This window comes from Bradyrhizobium sp. WSM4873 (assembly GCF_055811355.1).
Map to the genome: position 1 here is coordinate 103,062 of NZ_JBVVPS010000020.1, position 23,227 is coordinate 126,288.

Consider the following 23,227-nt stretch of genomic DNA (forward strand, 5'->3'; position numbering starts at 1 on the left):
TTTCGTCGACGCAGATCCCATCACGAGCTCAGCCCTCCCGCGAGGGTCGGTACTTCGAGCGGCTTGAAGCCGTAATGGGAGAGCCAGCGGACGTCGCTGTCGAACAGTTGGCGCAAATCGGCGATGCCGTATTTCAGCATGGCGATGCGGTCGATGCCCATGCCCCAGGCAAAGCCCTGATACTCATCGGGATCGATGCCGCAGGCGCGCAGCACGTTCGGATGCACCATGCCGCAGCCGAGAATCTCGAGCCAGTCCTCGCCCTCGCCGAAGCGGATCTCGCCCTTGTCGCGGCGGCACTGGATGTCGACTTCCAGCGATGGCTCGGTGAACGGGAAGAACGAGGGCCGGAAGCGCATGTTGATGTGATCGACCTCGAAGAACGCCTTGCAGAACTCGTGCAGGATCCATTTGAGGTGGCCGAGATGCGAGTGCTTGTCGATGACGAGGCCTTCGACCTGGTGGAATTGCGGCGTGTGGGTCGCATCCGAATCGATGCGATAGGTGCGGCCCGGGCAGATCACGCGGATCGGCGGCTTCTGGCTCAGCATGGTGCGCACCTGCACCGGCGAGGTGTGGGTGCGCAACAGCATGCGGGAGCCGTCTTCCTTCGGATGGAAGAAGAAGGTGTCGTGCATCTCGCGCGCGGGATGGCCTTCCGGAAAATTCAGCTTGGTGAAGTTGTAGTCGTCGGTCTCGATATCGGGGCCTTCGGCGACCGAGAATCCCATGTCGGCGAAGATCGTGGTCAGCTCGTCCCAGACCTGGCTCAGCGGATGGATGCGGCCGGCCTCAGCCGGCGCATCGCGCAGCGGCAGGGTGACGTCGATGGTCTCCGACGCAAGCCGCGCGTCGAGCGCCGCCGATTTCAAGACGTCGCGCCGCGCGGCGAGCGCCTCGGTGACCTTGTCCTTGGCCTGGTTGATCGCAGCGCCTTGCGTCTTGCGTTCGTCCGGCGACATTTTTCCGAGCGTGGCAAGCAGCGCCGAGATCGAACCCTTCTTGCCGAGGGCCGCGACGCGTACCGCTTCGAGGGCGGGCTCGTCACCGGCGGCGGCGATCTGGTCGAGGATGGATGTTTCGAGCATTGCGAGGTCGGACACGGTCAAATCCCTGCTGCCAAATTCGGCTGGGTTGTCGCCGCCCGAAGGCCGTAACGTCAAGCGAAAAGCCGGTCGTTCGGGCTGACGAGCGGCTGGGTTGAACCTCGCGCGGGAGGCTGGCACCAAGGGGATACGAGGAGGCTTTCGCGATGCTCTCAAGATCCGGTCTGCCTGCTCTCGCGGTCGTTCTCTTGGTCGCGAGCACCCCGGCGCGCGCCATGGTCTGCATGGAGAAGTCGATGACGCTAGACGAGGTCGTCGACACCATCGCTGCCCAGAAGGGCTGCGAAAGCGCGATGAAAATGTTTCAGGAGTGCCAATTGACCGCGAGCGGCGATGTCCAGCTCGGCGCCGCCGTCGAGAAGAAATGCGAGGCGGACTTCATGCCCGGCCTCAGCACCGCGCGAAAACAGGCTTACCAACGCGAGATGCGCGCGTGCGACCGGAAGTACCGGAATAAATCCGGCACCATGTATCTGTCGTTCACGGCATTCTGCCGGGCGGAGATCGCCCAGCGCTACTCGCAACGCGCGCTGAAGGCTGGCGGAGCCGGCCGTTAGCGCGGGCGTGCTCAGGCCGCCAGAGCGGCCTTGGCCTTCTCGGCGATCGCCTGGAACGACGCGGGCTCGTTGATCGCGAGATCCGACAGCACCTTGCGGTCCACGGTGATCCCGGACTTGGCCATGCCGTCGATAAAGCGGCTGTAGGTCAGGCCGAACGGACGCACGGCAGCGTTGATGCGCTGGATCCAGAGCGCGCGGAACGTCCGCTTCTTGCGCTTGCGATCACGGAAGGCATACACGAGAGCCTTCTCGACCGCCGGCTTGGCGGTGCGGATCGTGTTCTTGCGGCGGCCGCGGAAACCCTTGGCGGCCTTGTAGACTTTCTTGTGCTTGGCGTGGGCGGTCACACCGCGTTTGACGCGAGCCATGACAAATATCCTTCAGAAGTGACTTGATGTTCGGATCGCCGCGAAGCTGCGGCGCGGGTGGCAATGATCTTGAACGATCTTGGACGCGATCAGGCGTTCGGCAAGAAGTACTTCTTGACGTTGTCGCCGTCGGTCTTGAACAGCACGGCGGTGCCGCGCAGCTGCCGGATCTGCTTCTTCGTCCGCTTGATCATGCCGTGACGCTTGCTGCGATGAGCGAACATCACTTTGCCGGTGGCAGTCACCTTGAAGCGCTTTTTAGCGCCCGATTTGGTCTTCAGCTTGGGCATTTGGCTCTCCTAATGGCCATAGAAATCCGCCCGCAAAGGCGGCTGGCCGTCAAAATGCTCGTTAGAGCGTTGATTGTGCTCAGGTTTTACGAACAAGCGCGAAACCCGCACGGACACCGCCACGGCAGCCCTTAATCAGCCGGGCAATGAAGGCTGGGCTTATGACAGAGGACGGGCGAATTGGCAACGATGAACCGGTGGAACCTAGCCGCCGACTATCCGGAATTGCTAACCTCATGTCCGAGCCGTGTCGCCCGGAGCAGGACCCAAAATGGCCCATTTTTCCCGATTGCTTTCGTTTTCGACTGATGTTGCCCGTCCACGCCGCTTGGCGCTATTGGCCGTGCTCGCCACGGCCGCCTTTCCTGCCACCGCCGACGCTCGCGGCTATGACGGCGTCTGGAACGTCACCTTCGCCACCACCCGCGGCAATTGCAGCTCCGGCTACAGCGTCCCGTTTACCGTCGTCGGCAGTCGGGTGTCGTCCGCGGGCGGTGGCCGGGTCTCCGGCACGGTCAAGCGCAGCGGTACCGTCGCGGTCCAGGTCTCGGTCGGGGCGTCCCATGCCCGCGGCGGCGGCCGGCTCGCTGGCGTGAACGGCGCCGGTTCGTGGAAGGGTATCATCTCCGGCGATCAGTGCAGCGGCACCTGGCAAGCGACGAGGACGTAACGATCGCCAACAGGACGGGTGCGTAAGAAAACAAAACGGCCCGCCGGAGATCCGGACGGGCCGTTGAATTTGCGAATTCAAAGGATCGGCGTCAGCGCGGCGCAAGCACCATGACGACCTGACGGCCCTCGAACCGCGCGTCCTGCTCTACCTTGGCGAGCTCGGCGACGTCGGTCTTGATCTTGTCGAGCAGCTTGGTGCCGATCTCCTGGTGCGCCATTTCGCGGCCGCGATAGCGCAGGGTGATCTTGACCTTGTCGCCTTCTTCGAAGAACCGCTGCATGGCGCGCATCTTCACTTCGTAATCGTGGTCGTCGATCATCGGGCGGAGCTTGATCTCCTTGATCTCAACGATCTTCTGCCGCTTGCGAGCTTCGGCGGCTTTTTTCTGCGCGGAATACTTATACTTCCCGTAGTCCATGATCTTGCAGACGGGAGGGCTGACGTTCGGCGAGATCTCGACCAAATCCATGCCGGCTTCCTGGGCCAGGCGGATAGCCGCGACGGTCTCGATGGTGCCCTTGTTGTCACCGGTCTGATCGATCAGCTGGATCTGCGCATTGCGAATATCGTCATTGATGCGCGGCCCGTCTTTGGCGGCAGTGGGCGGGGCTTTATTTGGACGGCGAATGGGTGGTTCTCCAAAGTTATGAAAAGAGGCGGCTATTTTGCAGGAAGATACGGTTGCCGGCAAGCAATCGCTCGTGCGGCGGTCGAAAAAGCCGCAAATGCGAGGCATTTTGGCCACGGCGGGGCACGCAGACCGACATAGACACCTTGCTTCTGTTCCGCAAGCGTCCCAAAGGGCCAATGTCGACCTCCGGCGGCGCTGCGGAGCACGACCGGACAGCTCAAACTGCATAGCCAGAGTAAACGTTCCATGACCCCTGCAATTCCCGATGCCGTGCTCGACTTCATCGATGTGGGCGAGGGCCCGTCCGCACGCCGGATCGCGGTGCGCCGCCGCGCGGCCCAAAAATCTGGTCAAGAGGCTGGTCAAGAATCTGCTCAAGGACCGGGACTGGTCTGGCTCGGCGGGTTCAAATCGGACATGCAGGGCAGCAAGGCCGTCGCACTGGACGAATGGGCCCGGGATCACCGCCGTGCATTGGTCCGGTTCGATTATTCCGGCCATGGCGAATCCGGCGGCGATTTCGTCGACGGAACCATCGGGCGCTGGCTCGAGGAAAGTGTCGCGGTATTCGAGCGGTTCTGCGACGGCCCGCAAGTCCTGATCGGCTCGTCCATGGGCGGCTGGATGGCGCTGCTGCTCGCGCGCGAGATCAAAAAGCGTTCTGGCAAGGCCTCGCTGGCGGGCCTGGTGCTGATCGCGCCGGCGCCCGACTTCACCGAGGAGCTGATGTGGAAGAATTTTCCGCCCGCGGTGAAGAAAGAGATCGAGACCAAAGGCCTCTGGCTGAGACCATCGGATTACGGCGACGGCTCGCCCTATCCGATCACGCGGAATCTGATCGAGGAGGGGCGCAACCACCTCCTGCTCGGCAGCGCCATCGATCTCGGCTGTCCCGTCCGCATCCTGCAAGGTGCGCAGGATCCTGACGTGCCCTGGCAGCATGCGTTCGCGCTGACCCATCGCCTGCCGGCCGACGACGTCGTGCTGACCATGATCCAGGACGGCGATCATCGCCTCTCGCGCCCGCAGGACATCGCCCGCATTCTTGCCGCCGTGGCCGAGATCGGGTGAAATCGCCACCTAGCACTCGGTGTCATCGCCCGACTTGATCGGGCGATCCAGTATTCCAGAGGCGCTCGTGCTCAAGCCGAGAAGCCGCGGCGTACTGGATGCCCCGGTCAAGCCGGGGCATGACTGAGAATGGGAGGGGAGAACCGCCGATGACCACCGCCATGCTGCGCGCCTTCTGCGATGCCGTCGAACAACGCAACGGAAAAGCCTTCGCGGATCTCTTCACCGAGGACGGCGTCTATCACGACGTGTTCTACGGCGCCTTCGCCGGCCGCGAGAAGATCGCCGCGATGATCGACGACTGGTTCTATCGCACGGCGACCGACTTCCGCTGGGACATGCACGAGCCGGTGTCGAACGGCACCAGGCTCTATGCGCGCTACACGTTCAGCTATCGCTCGACCTTGCCGGAGGCGAATGGCGCGCGGGCGATGTTCGAGGGCGTGGCGATCATGACGCTCCGCGACGGCAGGATCGTCAGCTATCACGAGGTCGCCAACACCGCGCCGGCGTTTGTCGATTTGAAGTTTGCGCCGGAACGGATTGCGAAGATCGTCGCCAGGCAGGGCGCGGAGCTCAAGGCGCGGCCGGAAATGAAGCGGCATTTTGGCTAGCCGTCGTTCTTGCGCACCTACCGCTTCGACGGATTTACCATCGGCTTGCGCTGCGCCAGCGCCGCGACCGTGGCGGTGCCGATCGGGCCCTGCTCGTCATAGAGCCAGCATTCGCCGATCGCGACACCGTCGGTGGCCTGGTGGTTCACCACCTCGAAGCCGATCCAGTTCGTCACCGGCAGGCGGTGCAGATAGATCGTGACGTCGCTGTTGATGTAGCCGAGCCCGTTGTCGCCGGCGTTCGCGAACGGACTGGCGAAGTCCGCGCCGGTGGCGACATGGACGAACGGCGTCATCGGCACGCCCGCGACCAGCTCGCGCACCTCGCTCATCCAGAGTTTTCGCGGCCCGAGCGAGCCCATCTGGCCGGCGATCGGTCGCGTGGTCCATTTGCCGTTCATGCCGAGCCTGGGATCGGTGGGCTTGGGAATGTCGGCCGGCTTCGGCACGTCCCAGTTCGGCGGCGACCAGACATTGCCCTCCGGATTCTGCGTTCGCCGCAACAGCTGGCACGAGGCGCGCGCCATGCCGACGCCGCCGGAAAAGAATTCTGCTTCCACGACGCGGATGCGCATCCCGTCGCGCACCAGCCGTGTCGTCACCTCGATCGGCTTGTCGATGGTCGGCAGCCGAAACATGTCGACGGTTAGCCGCGCCGGCACGAATTCAGGACCGGAATGGCGTTCCTCGATGGCGAAGCCGAGCAGGCCGACGATGACGCGTCCGTGCAGCGATTTCGGATCCCAAGGGCCGTTGGCGACTTCCGTCGGATGGAATGTGTCGCCGTCGCGGGTGAAGAAAGGCATGTTTGTCATGATGCGCGAGCTTGAAGGAACGCGTGGGGAAATCAAGGGTGGCGGCGAGATGTCAGTGGCGCAGCACTGCGCTCTACACAACTGCTGTCATCGTCCGCGAAGGCGGACGATCCAGTACTCCGAGGCGGTTGTGATTGCATCGAGACGCCGCGGCGTACTGGATGCCCCGCTTTCGCGGAGCATGACAGCAGAGGATTAGGAGGCGGTGCGCCACTCCTCGCGCACGCTATTGTCGGACTCGCCAGCAATCGCATTCGTCTTGATCGCCTCGAACTCATCCCGTGGCACCAACCGCCCCAGCGCCCACACCGCGGCCCCGCGCACGAGCGCGCTCTCATCCTCCAGCAATCGCCGCGCCTCGTCCGCCAGTGCCGCATCGCCGGAGTTGCCGATAGCGATCAGCACGTTGCGCAAAAAGCGGTCGCGCCCGATGCGCTTCACCGGAGACTTCGTGAACAGCGCACGGAACGACGCGTCGTCAAGCCGCGCGAGCTCGGCGAGACCTGGCGCGCGCAAAGCGTCACGTGCGGCGAGCTTGGCTTCGCGGCCCTCCTGCGCGAACTTGTTCCAGGGACAGGCGGCGAGGCAATCGTCGCAGCCATAGATGCGGTTGCCGATGCTTTTGCGAAATTCGCGCGGGATCGGTCCCTTGTTCTCGATGGTGAGGTACGAGATGCAGCGCCGCGCATCGAGTCTGTAGGGCGCGGGGAAGGCCGCGGTCGGGCAGATGTCGAGACACGCCCGGCACGAGCCGCAATGATCGATCTCGCCATCGTCGCGCGGGAGCTCCAGTGTGGTGTAGATCGCGCCGAGAAACAGCCATGAGCCGAATTCGCGCGAGACCAGATTGGTATGCTTGCCCTGCCAGCCCAGATGCGCGGCTTGCGCCAGCGGCTTCTCCATCACGGCCGCGGTGTCGACGAACACTTTCACTTCGCAAGGCTTCACCTCAGAAGTTGCGGTCGCGACCAGCCATCGTGCGAGCGCCTTCAGGCGCTTCTTGATGAGGTCGTGATAGTCGTCCCCCTGCGCATAGACCGAGATCGCCGCGCGCGTGCGCTGTTGCAGGATCGCGAGAGGATCCTGGTCGGGGCCGTAATTGATGCCGAGCATGATGACGCTGCGCACGTCCTGCCACAGCCCGCGCGGATCGACCCGGCGCTCCGGCTGCGCGGCGAGCCAATCCATGTCGCCATGGCCGCCGGATGCGATGAATTCGAGAAAATGTTGTCCGGCGCTTTCGATCGTGCCGGGCTCCGTGATGCCGATGCAGTCGAAGCCGAGCGCGCGTGCTTCGTTTGCCAGCGCCGTACGAAGCTCATCAATGTCGATGCTGGATTTGATCATCGATGCATCCACGCTCGTCATGGCCGGGCTCGTCCCGGCCATCCACGTCCTTGCGTCGCATAACTGAAAGAACGTGGATGCCCGGGACAAGCCCGGGCATGACGTTCACCATCAGAAGTCGAGGTCCACGTAGGTCCGCGACGCCGGCACGCCGGCCAGCCATTCGCTCAGCAGCGGACGGAACGACGGGCGGGATTTCACCCGCGCGTACCACGCCTTTGCTGCGTCGTCCTCGCTCCATGGCACGTCACCCAGATAGTCGATCGCCGAGAGGTGCGCCGCGGCGGCGAGATCCGCGTAGCTGAGCCGGTCGCCGGCGAGGAAATTACGCGTCTGCGCCAGCCAGCCGATATAGGCCAGATGATAGCGCACATTTGCCTTGGCGGCGCGCATCACGTCGGCCGAGGGCGGGCCGCCGCCATTGTCCTCGCTCATGAAGCGCTTGTAGATGCGCTCGGTGACGAGCGGGTGGGAGACTTCCTCGAAGAACTTTTCGTTGAACCAGGCCATCAGCCGGCGGACCTCGACGCGCTCGCCGATCGTGTCCGGCATCAGGCGCTTCAGTCCCATCTCGGAGCCATAGGCCTCGTCGACATATTCGGCGACGATCGCCGCGCCCGGGATCGGCGGCTGCTCGTCGTCCACCAGGACGGGCGTCGTGCCCGCCGCATTGAGCAGCAGAAACGCTTCGCGCCGCTCCCAGCTGCGCTCTTCGATCAGCTTCAGCTCAAGCCCGTATTCTCCCGCGATCAGGCGGATGAACCGCGAATGCGGACAGAACGGATGATGAAACAGCGTAAACATGAAGCCTTTGACTATGTGATGGTGCTTAAGAATCCATCAATGTTTTGTGCGGCGCCACACTAGTCATTCAAAACCGCGAAGCAAGGGCGCGACGCCGCATTTTGCGATTGCAGCAAGGGAGCGGATGGGCGAGAAGAGCCCCGCTTTTCCAGCCGAAATGGACCGTAAATATGTCAGATGCAATACGGGCAGTGATCCTCGGCATCATCGAGGGTGTGACCGAGTTCCTTCCCGTGTCCTCGACCGGCCATTTGCTGCTCGCGGAGCGCTTTTTCCATCTCGGCGAGGGCGCGTTCTGGGATTCGTTTACGGTCCTGATCCAGCTCGGCGCGATCCTCGCGATCGTCGTGCTGTACTTCAAGAAATTGTGGGACGTCGCGATCGGCATGTTCACGGGCGACGCCTATGCGCGTCGCTTCGTGATCGGCGTGCTGGTGGCGTTCCTGCCCGCTGTCGTCGTCGGCCTCGTCGCCGGCAAGTACATCAAGAGCATGCTGTTCAATCCGTGGGTGGTGTGCTTCTCGCTGATCGTCGGCGGCGCCATCCTGCTCTGGGTCGACAAGCTCGATCTCAAGGCGCGCGAGCACGACGCCACCCGGTTTCCGCTGCTGATGTATCTCTATATCGGCATCGCGCAGTGCATCGCGATGATCCCGGGCGTGTCGCGCTCCGGTGCCAGCATCGTCGCGGCGATGTTCCTAGGGGCGGACAAGCGCGCGGCGGCGGAGTTCTCGTTCTTCCTCGCCATTCCCACCATGATCGGCGCGTTCGCCTACGATTTCTACAAGAACCGCTCCGAGATGACGATGGACCACATGGGCATCGTCGCGATCGGCTTCGTGGTGTCGTTCGTCACCGCGATCATCGTGGTGAAGACGTTCCTGGAATACGTCACCCGCCACGGCTTCGTGGTGTTCGCCTGGTGGCGCGTGATCGTCGGCACGCTCGGCCTGATCGCGCTGGCGCTGGGGCGGTAAACCCGAACGTCAAACGGCTGCGTTCCGGACGCGGAGCTCGTCATGCCGGGACAAGTCCGGCCATGAGGGCGGAGATGGTTACGCGCTCTTGCGCTGGAACTGCCCGGCGGCGCGGAAACGCCAGAGATATTGCGGGGCGATCGCTTCCAGCGAGTCGGGCGTGATGCCGAGGCCTTCCAGCGTCAGGCCTGCGGCCTTCGCCGCGTCCGATACGACATTGTCGCGCGCGAGCAGCGTGACCTGGTCCGGGGTCAGCTTCAGCGCGCCCGGTGCGAATTGCAGGAAGTTGGCCTTGAAGCGGGCGAGGCCAAACGGCAGCGGCATTAGCATCCGCTTGCGATCGGCAATCTCGAGAATGGCCTCGATGATCTCGCGCATGGTCAGCACTTCCGGGCCGCCGAGCTCGTAGGTCGCGCCCGCCTTGGCCTTGCCGTCAACGGCATCCGCGATCGCGGTGGCGACGTCGCCGACATAGACCGGCTGCATCCTGGTTTCACCGCCGATCAGCGGCACCACCGGCGACATCCGCGCCAGCGCCGCGAAGCGGTTGGTGAACTGGTCCTCGGGGCCGAACATCACGGAGGGGCGGAAGATCGTCGCCGACGGCACCGCGGCCAGGACCGCCGCTTCGCCGGCCGCCTTGGCTCTGGCATAGCGCGAGGGCGATTCCGCGTCGGCGCCGATCGCCGAGACATGGATCAGCTGTGCCCCCGCGGCAGCGGCCGCCTTGGCGATGGTCTCGGCGCCCTTGGCCTGGACCGCGTCAAAACTCTGCGCGCCGCCCTCGGCGAGGATGCCGACCAGATTGATCACGACCTGCGAATCACGCAGCGCCGCCTCGATCGAGGCCGGATAGCGCACATTCGCCTGCACGGTGTGGACCTGCCCGACCTTGCCGGAGGGCTGGAGGTACCCGGCCAGCTCCGGCCGCCGCACCGCGACCCGGATCCGGTAGTCGCGCCGGCACAGCGCGCGGACGACATTCCGGCCCAAAAACCCCGATCCGCCGAAAACCGTGACGAGCGTGTCCAGATTCGATGCCATGGGATCCATTCCTAGGGTCCATTCCTGCGGGAAGAGTGCGTCTCGTCAGGCTTGTATCGGGCCGGTTTGCGATGCGCAATCCGCATCCCGAAGCGGGGTTCAAGCATGAATTGACAACCGCGTCACCGAACCGTAGTAACCGCCTCCGTGCCTAACCGGCATGCCCAGGTGGTGGAATTGGTAGACGCGCTGGCTTCAGGTGCCAGTGGCTTAACGGCCGTGAAGGTTCGAGTCCTTTCCTGGGCACCACCTCCTACTCAAGCGATTGAAATCGCTTTTGCAGGGAAATTTGAGCTGCTGACCGGTACACAAAACCGAGGCACGGCGCTCATGGCGTACCGAATGGCCTACATCGCTCGTCGGGTCGGCTCGGATCGCAGGCGATCTGGAGGCGGCTGGCTTCAGTCGCTCAGGCAAGCGCTACGCGCCGAAAGCCGTTGCCCTAGTTGAGCTATGAACGACGTCCACCGCGCTCGCGGCCGAAGCCGTCTTCGCTATTTGGGAAATGGTCGGCAAAGCTGATGACCCCAAGCGCCTGAGAGGTCTCAGTGCTCGTTGACCGCAGCGCCGAGCTTGATCAGGCTCAGCGAGCGGTTCGCGGTCTCGCGCAGGCGGCAGTAGCTCGCGTCGCCCGGGTACATGCCGGGCTCGACTTTGTCGAAGACCGCGCAGAAGCGATCACGCGAGGCGGCGAAAGTTTTCTGCGAGTCATTAACCGCCTGGATCACGTCGGCGAACCCGCCGGCCTGAACCTTCTTTAGCGCCTCACTGGTTTTCTGCGTCCAAATGGCGAGTTCGCGCGCCGCGCAGACTTTCCATTTGGCGACGTCGTCATTCGCGCCCTTTGCCGCTTTGATGCAGGGGTCGGCGACGAGCCCGACGCACGCGGCGCCGAAACCGCCGGTTTTCTCCGCGGTCTTCAGGCAGGCATCGATCACTGCAAGGTCGGCTGGCGCGGTGCCTTGGGCGAAAGCCATCGATGCGAGCGGGAGGCTTGCCGCGAGCATCGCGGCAGCAAGTTTGAGCTTCATTGGAGACCTCCGTTCGGCGCATCGAAAATATGGAACACGATACCACTGCGAGCGCATGAAGCTCAGCGAGACGGTAGACCGGCGGGTGTGGCGGAAGGGCCGGACGGCGAGTGCGAAGGAAAAACGAGGGGGTATGCGGCTTCGGCTACGCCCTCTCCAATCAATGCCTTTGAATGCGCCTTGACCTGACTTGCGAGATTTTCGACCAATAGGTGATACATGCAACTTTGGTCATCGAAGGCCCAGCGTTGGTTCACCTGAATGTGGAACAGGAGCTACGCTGACGAATAATGACGGCGGGACCGGTTAAGGCACGCACGGGCTCTGCCTCTTGGGCGTTAAAATTTTCAAGTCGGAACAGCCGCTTGGAGGCTTTCGAAGCCGGCCGTGGGGCCGATTTTCATTCCGCCAAACCCCATCGATTGCACCGTCCGAATTTACCCCACTTTAGACAAACTGGCCCTAAGTCAGCGGGCAGGCTCGCATCCGGCCGTCGGCGAGCGCGGAGCCAGCGGGCTCGCTTTGTCGTGAGGGAAGCGGTGGATCAGCACCAGGTCTGGCACGAGCCGGCATTCGACAGGGTTGCGAACGCGATCAGCCCGTTCTTCCTGAGATCGGGAATTTATCTGTTCCTGGTCTCGTTCATCTCCCTGTTCTACGTCTTGAACGCACCGCTTCTGCTCGGTCACTACGATCTGGGCTGGCATCTGGCGGCCGGGGATCTGATCCGGGAACGCAACGCCATCCCGCTGCAGGACCCCTGGTCGTTCACCCACGGCGACAAGCCGTGGCTCAATCTGTCCTGGCTCTGGGACGCGCTTGCCAGTGCGACGCTTCAATACGCGGGCTTCGGCGGCCTCGTCCTGTCGACGGTGGCCTGTGGCGCAGCGATCGCCGGCATCCTGACTGCGATCTCTCTCGGCTATGGCGCGTCGGCGATTGCGGTTTGCGTGGCGGTCTTCCTCGCCTGCCTGCTCTATCCCGCCTACGAAGTTGCGCCGAACATGTATCTCGCGGTCGCGCCGAATACATGCACGATGTTGTTCTGCGTCGTCTTCTATCGCGAATGCCTGCGACGAACGCGATGGTTCGTGCTTCCAGTGTTGATGGCGTTGTGGGCCAATCTGCACGGCGGCTTTCTGCTCGGTTTTTTCGTGATCGGCGTCTTCTGCGGCGCCGCCTTGCTCAGAGCGGCCTGGGCCGATCTCAGGGTCCTTGCTCTCGCGGGGATCGGGTGCCTTGCTGCGACATTCGTCAATCCGCTCGGCTGGAATATCTATGCCGGGGCCGCCGCGACGATGGGGCACTTCGTTCAGGGTAATATTACCGAATGGCGGTCCTACTACGACAACATTGAAATACCCGGCAGCATTCCGGGTATCCTGTACATGCTGGCCTTCGTCGCGCTCGAGCTTCGCTACAGAAACTCCAGGCCAATCCCGCTCGAACCGAGATTGATGTCCTGGCTGTTCCTGATTCTCGGACTGTATCAGTTCAGGTACATCGCGTTCTTCTTCATCTTCTCGACTGCGCCGATGGCGCTTCACCTCAGCCGCCTGCTGCCTCGGCGTCTCACCGCCGTTGACGTGCGGGGAGCGTTGCTGGCCGCCGGCATCGTCGGTCTCGGCACCTTGCCGCTGGCTTACTTGCGTGTCGCGCCGGCGCTCGCACTTCCGACGATGCTGTCGAGCGAAGATGCCAGCCATCTGCAAAAGCATTTCGCCGATGCGCGGGTCCTGAACCATTGGAATATCGGCGGCTACCTGATTTTCGCGACGCACGGCACCGTTCGCTCGTTCGTCGATGGCCGCGCCGCGACCGCCTATCCGGACGATTTGCTGCACGACTATTTCAAGCTGGTGAGCTGGGAGATCGACGAGTCCGCGTGGGATATGGTGCTCGACAAATACCGGATCGACGCCGTGCTGTGGGTCAGGGCACACGAACAGCTGCGGCAGTTCCTGGTGGAGCGACGAGGCTGGCGTGAGCAATACACTGGCGCTTACGTGACCGTTTACGTCAGGCCGCAATCCGGTTTCGATGGCGAAGCCAAGAGACAATGACGACCAGCGCCGCAGCTCTGTCCGCCATCGCGCCCGCCGTCAAAGCCGAGAGCTTCGCGACGCGGTACGGCGCCTTGTGCGCATTGCTGCTGCTGGCTGCGGCAGTCCGGCTGCCGCTCGCCTTCTGGCCGAACATCGTTCACGTCGACGAGCTGTATCAATATCTGGAGCCGGCCTGGCGCCTGCTTGGCCATCAGGGGGTCGTCACCTGGGAATGGCGCGACGGCATCCGGAGCTGGTTTCTACCGACCTTGTTCGCAGGGCCGGTCGCTCTCGGCGACTGGCTTGCGCCGGGCGGATGGGGCGCCTTCGTCGTGCCTCGCCTGGTGGTCGGGCTTGCCTCGCTCTCGATCGTCGTGACGGCCTGGCATTTCGGCGAACGCATCTCGAGGTCGCATGCCGTCGTTGCGGCGTTTGCCGCCGTGGTCTGGTTCGAGCTGGTCTACTACGCGCCTCACACGCTGAGCGAACCGCTGGCGACGGCCGCGATCCTGCCGGCGGCTTATCTGCTGACCGGCGAGCTCGCGCGAAACCGGCTCTTCGCCGCAGGCGCATTGCTCGCTCTCGCCTGTGTCTGGCGCTTTCAATATGTGCCGGCTTGCGCGGTGTTTGCGTTGGCGGCGTGCTGGCGCGACCTGCGAAACGCGATTGCCCTGGTCGCGGGCGGATGCGCCGTCCTGGTGCTGTCCGGCGCCATCGACCTGGCCCACGGCTCAACGCCGTTTGCGTGGCTCGTCTACAATATTCAGCAAAATCTCCTGCATGACCGCGCATCGGAATTCGGTGACGCGCCGGCGGCCGCTTACGTTCTGCAGGCTTCGATTCTATGGTCGGGCACGACGCTGCTGATGCTGCTGGCGCTCTGGCGCGGCTGGCGACATGCCCCCCTGCTGATCGTCGCGGCTGTCGTGAACGTCGCGTTTCACAGCATGATCGTGCACAAGGAATACCGGTTCATTTTCCTGTCGATCGCGCTGCTTATCATCGCGGCGGCACTTGGCTCCGCCGATTGGGTCCGGATGATGCGTCGGCAAAGCGCATGGCGCTCCCGGGCACTTGCCGTCGTGTGTGGCGGCTGGCTGCTGCTCTCGCTCGGTCTGTCGGGCGCAACGCTCATCATGCGTGACAACTGGATGCGCGGCATCGGCGTCGCCCAGCTGATGGCGGAGCTCGAGGCCGATCCTGAATTTTGCGGGCTGGCCCTGTACGCGATCAACTATCCGTTTGTGCCCGGACGTGGGCAGCTCGCGGCCCGCAAGCCGATCTATTCCTTTTATCGGGACGACCCGCTGGCCAAGGGGCGACTTCCGGCTGTGGTGAAGACGCACCAGGCCGGGTTCAACCGCATCATCGGCCCGGCGAGCCTGGCCAGCGAATTGCCGGCGGATTTCTCGCCACGAAGTTGCGCAATGATGAGCGATGACAAGCCGGCCTGCGTCTTCGCGCGGCGCGGCGCTTGCGATGCGCCCGCTAGCCCCTTCGGCGTCAACGACGTGCTCGTGCGCCTGAACTACTAGCCGCGTCTGACGCTTGCGCCGGCGGCTGCCAGCGGATACATCGCGGCCGGCCCTCGCCAGCGTCTGTCCCGGGGATTAGCCTGCAAAGCGCACCGATTCGATTGAGGTTTGAAACGCCATGACCGTACGCCTGCACCGCGGCGACCTGCCCGATCTGTCCCGCTACACCGGAGCGGTGGCGATCGACACCGAGACCATGGGCCTGAACCCGCATCGCGACCGGCTTTGCGTGGTGCAGCTCTCGCCCGGCGACGGCAGCGCGGACGTGGTGCAGATTCCCAAGGGTCATACCGATGCGCCGAACCTGAAGGCCCTTTTGGCCAATCCGGCGAACACGAAAATCTTCCACTTTGCGCGGTTCGACGTCGCTGTGCTGTACCAGACGTTTGGCGTCATGACCGGGCCGATCTACTGCACCAAGATCGCCTCCCGCCTGATCCGCACCTATACCGATCGCCATGGCCTCAAGGACCTCGTGCGCGAGGTGCTCAATGTCGACCTCTCCAAGCAGCAGCAATCGAGCGATTGGGGTTCCGACAGCCTGACCGAACCGCAGCTCGCCTACGCCGCCTCCGACGTGCTGCATCTGCACGGCCTGCGCGAGCGGCTCGATGCCATGCTGGTGCGGGAAGGCCGCACCGCGCTGGCCAAAGCCTGCTTCGACTTCCTGCCGACCCGCGCCTTGCTCGATCTCCAGGGCTGGGCCGAAGAGGACATTTTCGCGCATTCCTAGCGTTTCCCGTGGCGGCAGGTGGGGCGCCGGATTGGGCGATCGCCCCGTTTCAGACACTTTCGTAACGGCCTGTCGCTGGCTGCATATTTTGGCGTTGCCGGCTACAATGGGGCGCCCGCCAGCCGGACAAGGCGGGCGACACCTCAGGAGCCCAGGTGAATTCGGCCCATAATCCCACCTACGACGCCGCGCTTGCGGCGAAGTTCGCCAGCGCGGCGCGCCACAGCCGCCTGGTGCGGATTCTGCGCGTCGCGGTGCCGGCGACAGTGGCCGCGGCAATGGGTCTGCTCGTCCTCATCTCGACCATCTTCAACCCGTTCCAGATCCCCGTGAAGCTCGACTCCGGAAATCTCGTGGTGACAGGCACCAAGATCACGATGGAATCGCCGCACATGTCCGGCTTCACCCCGGACCAGCGGCCCTACGAGCTCTGGGCCAAGACCGCGACCCAGGACATCACCGATCCCGATCATGTCGATCTCCACGATTTGCGCGCGAAGGTGCTGATGGAAGACCAATCGACCCTGTTCCTCGATGCCCGCACCGGACGGTTCGACAACAAGCAGCAGCAGCTCGACCTGCACAAGGACATCTTCCTGCGCACCTCGAGCGGCTACGAGGCGCGGCTGAACTCGGCCTTCGTCGACATGGGCAAGGGCACCGTCTCCTCGGACGAGCATGTCGACGTCAAGCTGACCAACGGAACGCTGACCGCGGACCGGCTGCGGATCACGGAGGGCGGAGACGTCATCCGCTTCGAAGGCAATGTGGTGATGCACCTCGACAAGCTGGACGACCCCGCCGCCGCCCAGCCTGCGCCGGCCGAGCCTGCGTCGCCGGCGAAGACACGTACGCCTCAGAACAAGTCTGCCAATTCAAAGTGATTTTCATGATCAGGTTTTTTCCGCGCAACAATGACAAGCGGCGCGTCCTCCCTGGTGCGGCCGCGCTCGCCGTCGGCGTCGCGCTGATCGCAACGGGTGCGGCGATCGCGCAGAGCACGATGCAAGGCGTGCCCAACGCCATGCAGGGCTTCTCGCAGAACCGCGATCAGCCGATCCAGATCGAAGCCGCCTCGCTCGAGATGCGCGACAAGAAGAAGGAAGCGACCTTCTCCGGCAATGTGAAGGTCATCCAGGGCGACACCACCATGACCTCGAAGACGCTGGTGGTGTTTTACGATTCGGGCGGCGACAAGCCGGCCGCGCCGCAGCCTGCGGCGAAGACGGCAAAGGGTGCGCCGATGCAGTCGGCGACGCCGGGGCCGGGGGGGAACTCCTCGATCAAGCGGCTGGAGGCGCGCGGCAATGTCGTCGTCACCCAGAAGGACCAGGTGGTAACGGGCGAGACCGCCGTGTTCGACACCCGGACCAACCTCATCACCATGCTTGGGGGCGTCGTCTTGACGCAGTGCAAGAACGTGCTGCGCGGCGACCGGCTGGCGGTCGACATGACCACGGGCGTGTCGCGTGTGGAATCCGACAGCGGCCGGGTGCAGGCGCTGCTGCCGCAGGGCGGCGGCAATGATTGCGGATCCGGAGGCGCGGGCAAGCCCGGCGCGGGACCTCTGCAATTGCCTGGCGCAACCAAGCCCAAATGAGCTGAAGCCAGTCAAAGTAAATTTGAAGAATGATTTCAGATGCTTGGGTTGATCACTCCCGATCCGAGGTTGAAGCTTGCGCGCCGAGACTGTATCTAGCGCGAAGGGCTTTCGAAGCGGGGTTCGCCGCTTTTCGGGCGTGTTTCACTGGGCATGAGACATCCCTTCATTCATGCTGCGTCGGCGAATCCTGAGGCCGGCGCGGCAGTTCGCGCGAAAACCGCGCAGGATCGTCGCGAAAGGCTAGAAGGCGGGGATGGTCGATCTCTTCAGCATGTTCCGTCGGCGCCCCGCCAAACGCGGCCGGCCAGGATTTGCGCGTCAGGACATCACCGCGCTCGGTGACAGCGTCGGCGGTCTTGTGGCCAGCCCGGTCAGGGACGCGCCGCCGATCGCCCGTAACCAACCGATGCATGCACCCGATCAGTTCCAAGGGGACTATCAGGGCGACTATCAGGCCGAGCCGCCCCGGGCTCAGGCGGTTCACCCGGTCAGGGCTGCCGGCAGGCCCAACGGTTCCGGCGGGCCTCAGCTCTTGAAGCGCCCGGGCTTCCTGGCTGTGCATAGCGTGGAAAAGAGTTTTGGCAGCCGCCAGGTCGTGCGCGGCGTCAGCATCTATGTGCGCCGCGGTGAAGCGGTCGGCCTGCTCGGCCCCAACGGCGCCGGCAAGACCACCGTGTTCTACATGATCACCGGCCTGATCAAGGCGGATCGCGGCGCGATCGAGCTCGACGGCCACGACGTCACCAAGCTGCCGATGTATCAGCGCGCGCGCCTCGGCATCGGCTATCTGCCGCAGGAGGCCTCGATCTTCCGCGGTCTCACCGTCGAACAGAACATCCGCGCCGTGCTCGAAGTGGTCGAGCCCTCGCGCAAGAAGCGCGAGCAGCAGCTCGATTCGCTGCTCGACGAGTTCAACATCACGCGCTTAAGGAAATCGCCGTCGATCGCGCTGTCCGGAGGTGAGCGGCGCCGCGTCGAGATCGCGCGCGCGCTGGCGACGCGTCCGAACTACATGCTGCTCGACGAGCCCTTTGCCGGCATCGATCCGATCGCGGTCGGCGACATCCAGGACCTCGTCCGCCACCTCACCAACCGCGGCATCGGCGTGCTGATCACCGACCACAATGTGCGCGAGACGCTCGGCCTTACCGATCGCGCCTACATCGTCTATGCCGGTGAAATCCTGACCGAGGGCAGCCCGGAGGAGATCGTCGCCGATCCGGACGTGCGCCGCCTTTACCTTGGCGAGGAATTCCGCCTCTAGCCCGTTTTTCGATTTCGTCAAGACGTGTACATCGGGCTCGGACTAAGATAAGCAAAAATCGGACCAACTTTTTGGGATCGGTTCTTGCTTCATGGCGCTTTCGCAGAGATTAGAGTTCCGGCAATCGCAGTCGCTGGTCATGACGCCGCAGTTGATGCAGGCGATCAAGCTGCTGCAATTGTCCAATCTCGATCTCACGACGTTCGTCGAAGAGGAACTCGAGCGTAACCCGCTGCTGGAACGGGCCAATGACGAGCCGCCCGCCGGCGAGGGCCCGGCCGAGACCGGCCAGTTCAACGACAGCGACGGTGGCCACAACGACGAGCCCGGCGGCGGCCCGGGCGAAGCCTTCGAGCCAGGCCAGGAAGAGTGGATGAGCAAGGATCTCGGCACCCGCGCCGAGATCGAGCAGACCATGGACACCGGGCTGGACAATGTCTTTTCCGAGGAACCGGCCGAAGCGGCCGCGCGCAACGCCCAGGATGCGGCGCCGACCACCTATACCGAATGGGGCGGCGGCGCCTCCGGTGACGAGGATTACAATCTCGAAGCCTTCGTCGCCGCAGAGACCACGCTCGGCGACCATCTCGCCGAGCAGCTCTCGGTTGCCTTCACCGGGGCCGCGCAGCGCATGATCGGCCAGTATTTGATCGACCTCGTCGACGAGGCTGGCTATTTGCCGGGCGATCTCGGCCAAGCCGCCGAACGGCTGGGGGCATCGCAGCAGGACGTCGAGAACGTTCTTGCCGTGCTGCAAAAATTCGATCCGCCCGGCGTCTGCGCGCGCAATTTGAGCGAATGCCTGGCGATCCAGCTCCGCGAGCTCGACCGCTACGATCCCGCGATGCAGGCCCTGGTCGAGCATCTCGACCTCCTCGCCAAGCGCGACATCGGAGCCTTGCGCAAAGTCTGCGGCGTCGACGACGAGGACATCGCCGACATGATCGGCGAGATCCGCCGGCTCAATCCCAAGCCGGGCATGAAGTTCGGCTCGGCCCGGCTCCAGACCATGGTGCCCGATGTCTATGTCCGCCCGGGTCCCGACGGCGGCTGGCATGTCGAGCTCAACAGCGACACCTTGCCGCGCGTGCTGGTCAACCAGACCTACTATTCGCAGCTCTCGAAGAAGATCGGCAAGGACGGCGACAAATCCTATTTCACCGACGCGCTTCAGAACGCGACCTGGCTGGTGCGCGCGCTCGACCAGCGCGCCCGCACCATCCTGAAAGTCGCAACCGAGATCGTGCGCCAGCAGGACGGCTTCTTCACCCATGGCGTGGCGCATCTGCGACCGCTGAATCTGAAGGCCGTCGCCGACGCCATCCAGATGCATGAATCCACGGTGTCGCGCGTCACCGCCAACAAATACATGGCGACCAATCGCGGCACGTTCGAGCTGAAATATTTCTTCACGGCCTCGATCGCCTCGGCCGATGGCGGCGAAGCGCATTCGGCCGAAGCCGTGCGTCACCACATCAAGCTGCTGATCGATGCGGAGGCGCCGTCCGCGATCCTGTCCGACGACACCATCGTGGAACGCTTGCGCGGCTCGGGCATTGATATCGCCCGCCGCACGGTCGCGAAATACCGCGAAGCCATGCGCATTCCTTCCTCGGTGCAACGCCGTCGCGACAAGCAGAGCGCTCTTGGTAACGTCCTCTCCACCGCCATGGCCGATCGCTCCCGCAATCCCGAACCGGCCTGATTGCGCCGGCGCCAAATCGCGCTACTCTCGATCCGCTATCGGGCCCGATCCTGGCCAGGCACGAACCAAGCGAGGTTCACATGACTCTCCGCATCTCGGGAAAGAGCGTCAATGTCGGCGAGGCCCTGCGCGGCCGGGTCACCGACCGGACTGAAGAGGTCCTGCGCAAATATTTTGATGGCAATTATTCCGGCCACATCACGCTGAGCAAGGACGGCTTCGGCTTCCGCACCGACTGTGCGCTGCATCTCGATTCGGGAATCACGCTCGAGGCCGACTCGAACGCGCCGGACGCCTATGCCAGTGCCGACCAGGCGCTTCTGATGATCGAGAAGCGGCTCAAGCGCTACAAGAGCCGGCTCAAGGACCGCTCTGCCCGCAAGGCTCATGTCGCCTCCGCGGCGCTGGCCGCCATGGATGCCACCAGCTACGTGCTGGAGGCACCGGGCGAAGGTGAGGACGAGGACGAGATCACCGGCTACAGCCCCGTCATCATCGCCGAGGCCACCACCTCGCTGAAGCCGCTGTCCGTGAGCGAAGCGGTCATGGAACTCGACCTCAGCGGGGCGCCCTGCCTGGTGTTTCAGCACGGTTCCTCGGGCCGGGTGAACATCATTTACCGCCGGGCGGACGGCAATGTCGGCTGGATCGACCCCCCGGGGGCCAAGGCGGATGGCAAGGCCTGAGGGGCCATTGGGCGGCACCCTGGAACCCCGCCCCGGGGCTCCTTTCCGCCTTAACAATGACCGGGGCAAAGCCGCACGCGGGAGTTGGCACCGGGATTGCGTTGGAGTAGAAGCCCCCCACATCAGGGGCGAGCTAAGTCCGCCTCCTGCTTGAACTTCTCGACGTCGGCCCGCCCAGGTTCTTTGTCCAGGCTGGCCAATTCGGAACCTGACGTTTTCATTCACCTCGGAAGACTTCCATGCCGATTACCGATCTGGTCGCGCCCGAGGCGATTCTCCCGGCATTGAAGGTCAACAGCAAGAAGCAGGCGCTTCAGGAACTCGCGGCCAAGGCCGCCGAGCTGACCGGGCAGAACGAGCGTTCCGTGTTCGAGGTGCTCCTGCAACGCGAGAAGCTCGGCACCACCGCGGTCGGCTACGGCGTCGCCATCCCCCACGGCAAGCTGCCCAAGCTGGAAAAGATCTTCGGCCTGTTCGCCCGTCTCGATCGTCCGATCGATTTCGAATCGATGGATGGCCAGCCGGTCGATCTCGTCTTCCTGCTGCTCGCCCCCGAAGGCGCCGGCGCCGATCATTTGAAGGCACTGGCCCGCATCGCCCGTCTCCTCCGCGACCAGGACATCGCCAAAAAGCTCCGCGCCTCGCGCGATGCCCAGGCGATCTATTCGGTGCTGGCGCTGCCGCCGGCGACTGCGGCGTAACCCTTCTCCCTCGAACCGACGCAGCGCCGTCTGCGACCTATTGTGCAGCCGGGCGCTGCGATATTTCGTCTCCGGCACTGTTTCGGCGCGGGGATTTTGCAAGATGATTTGCGGTTCGATCGGGCGGGTCTTCGGTCTGCTTTGCTCCGTCACCATTGTCGCCACCGCCGTGGCCCGCGCCGACGAGGCGTCCAACGACCGCGTCATCGCGGAGAAGACCGAGGTCATTGCAGCCGATGCGACCAATGCGGTTGCTTACGAGCTGCGCGGCGAAGCCTGGTACATGAAGCGAGACTGGAATCGCGCCTTCGAGGATTGCAGCGCCGCGATCCGGATCGATCCAAATTTCGGGCGGGCCTATCACTGCCGCGGGCGGGCCTATTCCGCCAAAGGCGATCGCGATCACGCCATGATCGACTACAACGAGGCCATTCGCCTCGACCCAAATTATGGGCCGTCCTATACCTCGCGCGCCGAGGAGTATTTCAACAGGGGCGATTTTGATCGCGCGATCGCAGGCTTCACCGAGGCCATCGAACGCAGCCCCAAGCAGGCTTACCGTGCGCTCGTCATGCGAGGGGAGGCGTATGCAGCGAAGGGCGACACCGATCACGCCGTCGCCGACTACAGCGAGGCGATGCAGCGCAATCCGGCCGCCGCCTGGCCCTACGAGTTGCGAAGCACCATTCGCTCCCACAAGGGCGAGATCGATGCGGCTCTGGACGACTGCGACAGCGCAGTCCGTCTGGAGCCCGGAAGGGCCGGCGGCCACTATTGCCGGGCCATGGTGTTTCTGAAGAAGGACGATGCTGACAGCACCATCCGGGAGCTGGATGACGTTACCAGGATTACGCCGTCTTTCGCAAAGGCCTATCTCGTTCGCGGCGTCGTCCTGCACGGAAAGGGCGACGACAAACGTGCCCTTGCCGATTTTGACGAAGTGATCCGGCTACAGCCGGGGAATTCGGAGGCCTACAACAGTCGCGCCAGTCTGTTTCGGGACATGGGACAGCACGATCGCGCGCTCGCCGACTATAACGAGGCGATCCGGCTCGATCCCAAAAGCCAGCTCGCCCTGGTCAACCGCGCTCTCCTCTACATGGTGATGTCCGACCCCAAACATGCGCGCGCGGATTTCAACAGCGTGCTCGCGCTGCCACTGAGCGACAAATGGGCGGTGGAAACGGCGCGCGAAGGACTTGGCTTTGTGAAGTGATGGCTCGGCGGCTGCTAAAAGCAACGCGGGCATGCCTTCCTTCGAAGGCATGCCCGCGTTGAAACTCCGTTCGTGCGACGCGCGCGTGCTTAGTGCACGCTCACCGCTTGCAGCTCGTTGCTCCAGGCGTTGGCGATGGCGGCTTCGCGGCTGTCGGTCAGCATGATCGGCGTGCCGTCGGCGGCGTGGAGCGCGAAGAGCTTGAGGCCCGGCGCGATCTTTGGCGCTTCGGGAAACAGGCCCGGCACATCCTCGGAGCGGATCTGCTTCACATAGGCGATATGGCCTTCGCCGAGGGTTGCCAGCGTCTCCGGCGAGACGTTCTTGGCTTCGTATTCGAACGCAACGTGACCTTCACTCATGGTCTCGACTCCTTCACAGAAACTAAGCGGTCGAGTCCGCTACTCG

At 63.7% G+C, this 23,227-nt stretch carries 25 protein-coding genes and 1 tRNA gene; 16 read left to right on the forward strand and 10 right to left on the reverse strand.

What is annotated here, in order from left to right; translation table 11 throughout:
- Positions 1–20: 20 nt before the first annotated feature.
- Positions 21–1,103, reverse strand: a complete 1,083-nt coding sequence (gene pheS / locus AC0L21_RS24600; RefSeq protein WP_473264334.1) for a phenylalanine--tRNA ligase subunit alpha — start codon at positions 1,101–1,103, stop codon at positions 21–23.
- A 149-nt stretch (positions 1,104–1,252) separates the two neighbouring features.
- Between pheS and AC0L21_RS24605 the strand changes: the two genes are divergently transcribed.
- Positions 1,253–1,663, forward strand: coding sequence for a hypothetical protein (locus AC0L21_RS24605; RefSeq protein WP_473264335.1), 411 nt, complete (start codon positions 1,253–1,255; stop codon positions 1,661–1,663).
- 11 nt (positions 1,664–1,674) lie between these two features.
- Here the strand turns inward: AC0L21_RS24605 and rplT are convergent, their stop codons facing one another.
- Both rplT and rpmI read right to left on the reverse strand, forming a co-directional pair.
- A complete protein-coding gene (gene rplT, locus AC0L21_RS24610; protein WP_007598538.1) occupies positions 1,675–2,034 on the reverse strand; it encodes a 50S ribosomal protein L20 in 360 nt (119 codons plus the stop codon).
- 89 nt (positions 2,035–2,123) lie between these two features.
- On the reverse strand, positions 2,124–2,324 hold the full coding sequence (rpmI, locus tag AC0L21_RS24615) for a 50S ribosomal protein L35 (RefSeq protein ID WP_007598540.1): 201 nt from the start codon (positions 2,322–2,324) through the stop codon (positions 2,124–2,126).
- A 271-nt stretch (positions 2,325–2,595) separates the two neighbouring features.
- On the opposite strand from rpmI, the gene AC0L21_RS24620 reads away from it, so the two are divergent.
- Positions 2,596–2,994, forward strand: a complete 399-nt coding sequence (locus AC0L21_RS24620) for a hypothetical protein (protein ID WP_473264336.1) — start codon at positions 2,596–2,598, stop codon at positions 2,992–2,994.
- 91 nt (positions 2,995–3,085) lie between these two features.
- Here AC0L21_RS24620 and infC read toward each other — a convergent pair whose 3' ends face one another.
- Entirely contained in the window at positions 3,086–3,625 is a 540-nt protein-coding gene (gene infC, locus AC0L21_RS24625) for a translation initiation factor IF-3 (protein ID WP_085349942.1), read from the reverse strand.
- A 249-nt stretch (positions 3,626–3,874) separates the two neighbouring features.
- On the opposite strand from infC, the gene AC0L21_RS24630 reads away from it, so the two are divergent.
- Both AC0L21_RS24630 and AC0L21_RS24635 read left to right on the forward strand, forming a co-directional pair.
- Positions 3,875–4,699: an alpha/beta hydrolase gene (locus tag AC0L21_RS24630; protein WP_473264337.1), complete on the forward strand. Its 825-nt coding sequence runs from the start codon at positions 3,875–3,877 to the stop codon at positions 4,697–4,699.
- 149 nt (positions 4,700–4,848) lie between these two features.
- Complete coding sequence (locus tag AC0L21_RS24635; RefSeq protein ID WP_473264338.1) at positions 4,849–5,313, forward strand: nuclear transport factor 2 family protein; 465 nt, start codon at positions 4,849–4,851, stop codon at positions 5,311–5,313.
- A gap of 17 nt (positions 5,314–5,330) precedes the next feature.
- On the opposite strand, the gene AC0L21_RS24640 is transcribed toward AC0L21_RS24635, so the two are convergent.
- The 3 genes from AC0L21_RS24640 to AC0L21_RS24650 all read right to left on the reverse strand — a co-directional run bounded on the left by AC0L21_RS24640 (position 5,331) and on the right by AC0L21_RS24650 (position 8,279).
- Positions 5,331–6,128: an acyl-CoA thioesterase domain-containing protein gene (locus AC0L21_RS24640; RefSeq protein ID WP_473264339.1), complete on the reverse strand. Its 798-nt coding sequence runs from the start codon at positions 6,126–6,128 to the stop codon at positions 5,331–5,333.
- A 195-nt stretch (positions 6,129–6,323) separates the two neighbouring features.
- The gene (gene queG / locus AC0L21_RS24645; protein ID WP_473264340.1) at positions 6,324–7,475 is read right to left on the reverse strand and encodes a tRNA epoxyqueuosine(34) reductase QueG; all 1,152 of its coding nucleotides are present in this window, start codon (positions 7,473–7,475) and stop codon (positions 6,324–6,326) included.
- A 111-nt stretch (positions 7,476–7,586) separates the two neighbouring features.
- Positions 7,587–8,279: a glutathione S-transferase family protein gene (locus AC0L21_RS24650; RefSeq protein WP_007598553.1), complete on the reverse strand. Its 693-nt coding sequence runs from the start codon at positions 8,277–8,279 to the stop codon at positions 7,587–7,589.
- A gap of 170 nt (positions 8,280–8,449) precedes the next feature.
- On the opposite strand from AC0L21_RS24650, the gene AC0L21_RS24655 reads away from it, so the two are divergent.
- The gene (locus AC0L21_RS24655) at positions 8,450–9,256 is read left to right on the forward strand and encodes an undecaprenyl-diphosphate phosphatase (protein WP_027566187.1); all 807 of its coding nucleotides are present in this window, start codon (positions 8,450–8,452) and stop codon (positions 9,254–9,256) included.
- A gap of 78 nt (positions 9,257–9,334) precedes the next feature.
- Here the strand turns inward: AC0L21_RS24655 and AC0L21_RS24660 are convergent, their stop codons facing one another.
- The gene (locus tag AC0L21_RS24660) at positions 9,335–10,300 is read right to left on the reverse strand and encodes a complex I NDUFA9 subunit family protein (protein ID WP_473264341.1); all 966 of its coding nucleotides are present in this window, start codon (positions 10,298–10,300) and stop codon (positions 9,335–9,337) included.
- A 162-nt stretch (positions 10,301–10,462) separates the two neighbouring features.
- On the opposite strand from AC0L21_RS24660, the gene AC0L21_RS24665 reads away from it, so the two are divergent.
- A tRNA-Leu gene (locus AC0L21_RS24665) sits at positions 10,463–10,549 on the forward strand.
- Between the two features lie 296 nt (positions 10,550–10,845).
- On the opposite strand, the gene AC0L21_RS24670 is transcribed toward AC0L21_RS24665, so the two are convergent.
- On the reverse strand, positions 10,846–11,331 hold the full coding sequence (locus AC0L21_RS24670) for a lysozyme inhibitor LprI family protein (protein ID WP_473264342.1): 486 nt from the start codon (positions 11,329–11,331) through the stop codon (positions 10,846–10,848).
- A 290-nt stretch (positions 11,332–11,621) separates the two neighbouring features.
- Between AC0L21_RS24670 and AC0L21_RS24675 the strand changes: the two genes are divergently transcribed.
- The 10 genes from AC0L21_RS24675 (at position 11,622) to AC0L21_RS24720 (ending at position 22,819) form a co-directional block, all read left to right on the forward strand.
- The gene (locus tag AC0L21_RS24675) at positions 11,622–13,394 is read left to right on the forward strand and encodes a hypothetical protein (protein ID WP_473264343.1); all 1,773 of its coding nucleotides are present in this window, start codon (positions 11,622–11,624) and stop codon (positions 13,392–13,394) included.
- Positions 13,391–14,911, forward strand: a complete 1,521-nt coding sequence (locus tag AC0L21_RS24680) for a glycosyltransferase family protein (protein WP_473264344.1) — start codon at positions 13,391–13,393, stop codon at positions 14,909–14,911. Before AC0L21_RS24675 ends, AC0L21_RS24680 begins: the two co-directional genes overlap by 4 nt.
- 118 nt (positions 14,912–15,029) lie before the next feature.
- Positions 15,030–15,644 carry a ribonuclease D gene (locus AC0L21_RS24685; RefSeq protein ID WP_007603964.1) on the forward strand — a complete coding sequence of 205 codons (615 nt, stop codon included), beginning with the start codon at positions 15,030–15,032 and terminating at the stop codon, positions 15,642–15,644.
- A gap of 155 nt (positions 15,645–15,799) precedes the next feature.
- On the forward strand, positions 15,800–16,528 hold the full coding sequence (lptC, locus tag AC0L21_RS24690) for an LPS export ABC transporter periplasmic protein LptC (protein ID WP_473264345.1): 729 nt from the start codon (positions 15,800–15,802) through the stop codon (positions 16,526–16,528).
- A gap of 5 nt (positions 16,529–16,533) precedes the next feature.
- Positions 16,534–17,244 carry an LptA/OstA family protein gene (locus AC0L21_RS24695; protein WP_473264346.1) on the forward strand — a complete coding sequence of 237 codons (711 nt, stop codon included), beginning with the start codon at positions 16,534–16,536 and terminating at the stop codon, positions 17,242–17,244.
- A gap of 256 nt (positions 17,245–17,500) precedes the next feature.
- Positions 17,501–18,511, forward strand: a complete 1,011-nt coding sequence (gene lptB, locus AC0L21_RS24700; protein ID WP_473264347.1) for an LPS export ABC transporter ATP-binding protein — start codon at positions 17,501–17,503, stop codon at positions 18,509–18,511.
- A 91-nt stretch (positions 18,512–18,602) separates the two neighbouring features.
- Complete coding sequence (gene rpoN / locus AC0L21_RS24705) at positions 18,603–20,216, forward strand: RNA polymerase factor sigma-54 (RefSeq protein WP_473264348.1); 1,614 nt, start codon at positions 18,603–18,605, stop codon at positions 20,214–20,216.
- Positions 20,217–20,296: 80 nt separating this feature from the next.
- A complete protein-coding gene (gene hpf / locus AC0L21_RS24710) occupies positions 20,297–20,902 on the forward strand; it encodes a ribosome hibernation-promoting factor, HPF/YfiA family (protein WP_473264349.1) in 606 nt (201 codons plus the stop codon).
- Between the two features lie 239 nt (positions 20,903–21,141).
- Positions 21,142–21,603: a PTS IIA-like nitrogen regulatory protein PtsN gene (gene ptsN, locus AC0L21_RS24715; protein ID WP_027514736.1), complete on the forward strand. Its 462-nt coding sequence runs from the start codon at positions 21,142–21,144 to the stop codon at positions 21,601–21,603.
- A gap of 103 nt (positions 21,604–21,706) precedes the next feature.
- The gene (locus AC0L21_RS24720) at positions 21,707–22,819 is read left to right on the forward strand and encodes a tetratricopeptide repeat protein (protein ID WP_473264350.1); all 1,113 of its coding nucleotides are present in this window, start codon (positions 21,707–21,709) and stop codon (positions 22,817–22,819) included.
- An 89-nt stretch (positions 22,820–22,908) separates the two neighbouring features.
- On the opposite strand, the gene AC0L21_RS24725 is transcribed toward AC0L21_RS24720, so the two are convergent.
- Positions 22,909–23,181 (reverse strand): BQ00720 family protein, encoded by a 273-nt coding sequence (locus tag AC0L21_RS24725; RefSeq protein ID WP_007598581.1) that lies wholly within the window; start codon positions 23,179–23,181, stop codon positions 22,909–22,911.
- Positions 23,182–23,227 lie beyond the last annotated feature (46 nt).

Bases quoted from the DNA above. Each gene is read 5' to 3' on its own strand.
- AC0L21_RS24695 (WP_473264346.1), top strand. From the start codon at position 16,534: ATGATCAGGTTTTTTCCGCGCAACAATGACAAGCGGCGCGTCCTCCCT.
- AC0L21_RS24725 (WP_007598581.1), bottom strand. From the start codon at position 23,181: ATGAGTGAAGGTCACGTTGCGTTCGAATACGAAGCCAAGAACGTCTCG.
- AC0L21_RS24675 (WP_473264343.1), top strand. From the start codon at position 11,622: ATGACGGCGGGACCGGTTAAGGCACGCACGGGCTCTGCCTCTTGGGCG.
- queG (WP_473264340.1), bottom strand. From the start codon at position 7,475: ATGATCAAATCCAGCATCGACATTGATGAGCTTCGTACGGCGCTGGCA.
- hpf (WP_473264349.1), top strand. From the start codon at position 20,297: ATGACTCTCCGCATCTCGGGAAAGAGCGTCAATGTCGGCGAGGCCCTG.
- ptsN (WP_027514736.1), top strand. From the start codon at position 21,142: ATGCCGATTACCGATCTGGTCGCGCCCGAGGCGATTCTCCCGGCATTG.
- AC0L21_RS24605 (WP_473264335.1), top strand. From the start codon at position 1,253: ATGCTCTCAAGATCCGGTCTGCCTGCTCTCGCGGTCGTTCTCTTGGTC.
- AC0L21_RS24630 (WP_473264337.1), top strand. From the start codon at position 3,875: ATGACCCCTGCAATTCCCGATGCCGTGCTCGACTTCATCGATGTGGGC.
- rpmI (WP_007598540.1), bottom strand. From the start codon at position 2,324: ATGCCCAAGCTGAAGACCAAATCGGGCGCTAAAAAGCGCTTCAAGGTG.
- AC0L21_RS24635 (WP_473264338.1), top strand. From the start codon at position 4,849: ATGACCACCGCCATGCTGCGCGCCTTCTGCGATGCCGTCGAACAACGC.
- rpoN (WP_473264348.1), top strand. From the start codon at position 18,603: ATGGCGCTTTCGCAGAGATTAGAGTTCCGGCAATCGCAGTCGCTGGTC.
- AC0L21_RS24640 (WP_473264339.1), bottom strand. From the start codon at position 6,128: ATGACAAACATGCCTTTCTTCACCCGCGACGGCGACACATTCCATCCG.
- AC0L21_RS24650 (WP_007598553.1), bottom strand. From the start codon at position 8,279: ATGTTTACGCTGTTTCATCATCCGTTCTGTCCGCATTCGCGGTTCATC.
- AC0L21_RS24655 (WP_027566187.1), top strand. From the start codon at position 8,450: ATGTCAGATGCAATACGGGCAGTGATCCTCGGCATCATCGAGGGTGTG.
- AC0L21_RS24685 (WP_007603964.1), top strand. From the start codon at position 15,030: ATGACCGTACGCCTGCACCGCGGCGACCTGCCCGATCTGTCCCGCTAC.
- AC0L21_RS24680 (WP_473264344.1), top strand. From the start codon at position 13,391: ATGACGACCAGCGCCGCAGCTCTGTCCGCCATCGCGCCCGCCGTCAAA.
- lptB (WP_473264347.1), top strand. From the start codon at position 17,501: ATGGTCGATCTCTTCAGCATGTTCCGTCGGCGCCCCGCCAAACGCGGC.
- AC0L21_RS24720 (WP_473264350.1), top strand. From the start codon at position 21,707: ATGATTTGCGGTTCGATCGGGCGGGTCTTCGGTCTGCTTTGCTCCGTC.
- AC0L21_RS24620 (WP_473264336.1), top strand. From the start codon at position 2,596: ATGGCCCATTTTTCCCGATTGCTTTCGTTTTCGACTGATGTTGCCCGT.
- AC0L21_RS24670 (WP_473264342.1), bottom strand. From the start codon at position 11,331: ATGAAGCTCAAACTTGCTGCCGCGATGCTCGCGGCAAGCCTCCCGCTC.
- AC0L21_RS24660 (WP_473264341.1), bottom strand. From the start codon at position 10,300: ATGGCATCGAATCTGGACACGCTCGTCACGGTTTTCGGCGGATCGGGG.
- rplT (WP_007598538.1), bottom strand. From the start codon at position 2,034: ATGGCTCGCGTCAAACGCGGTGTGACCGCCCACGCCAAGCACAAGAAA.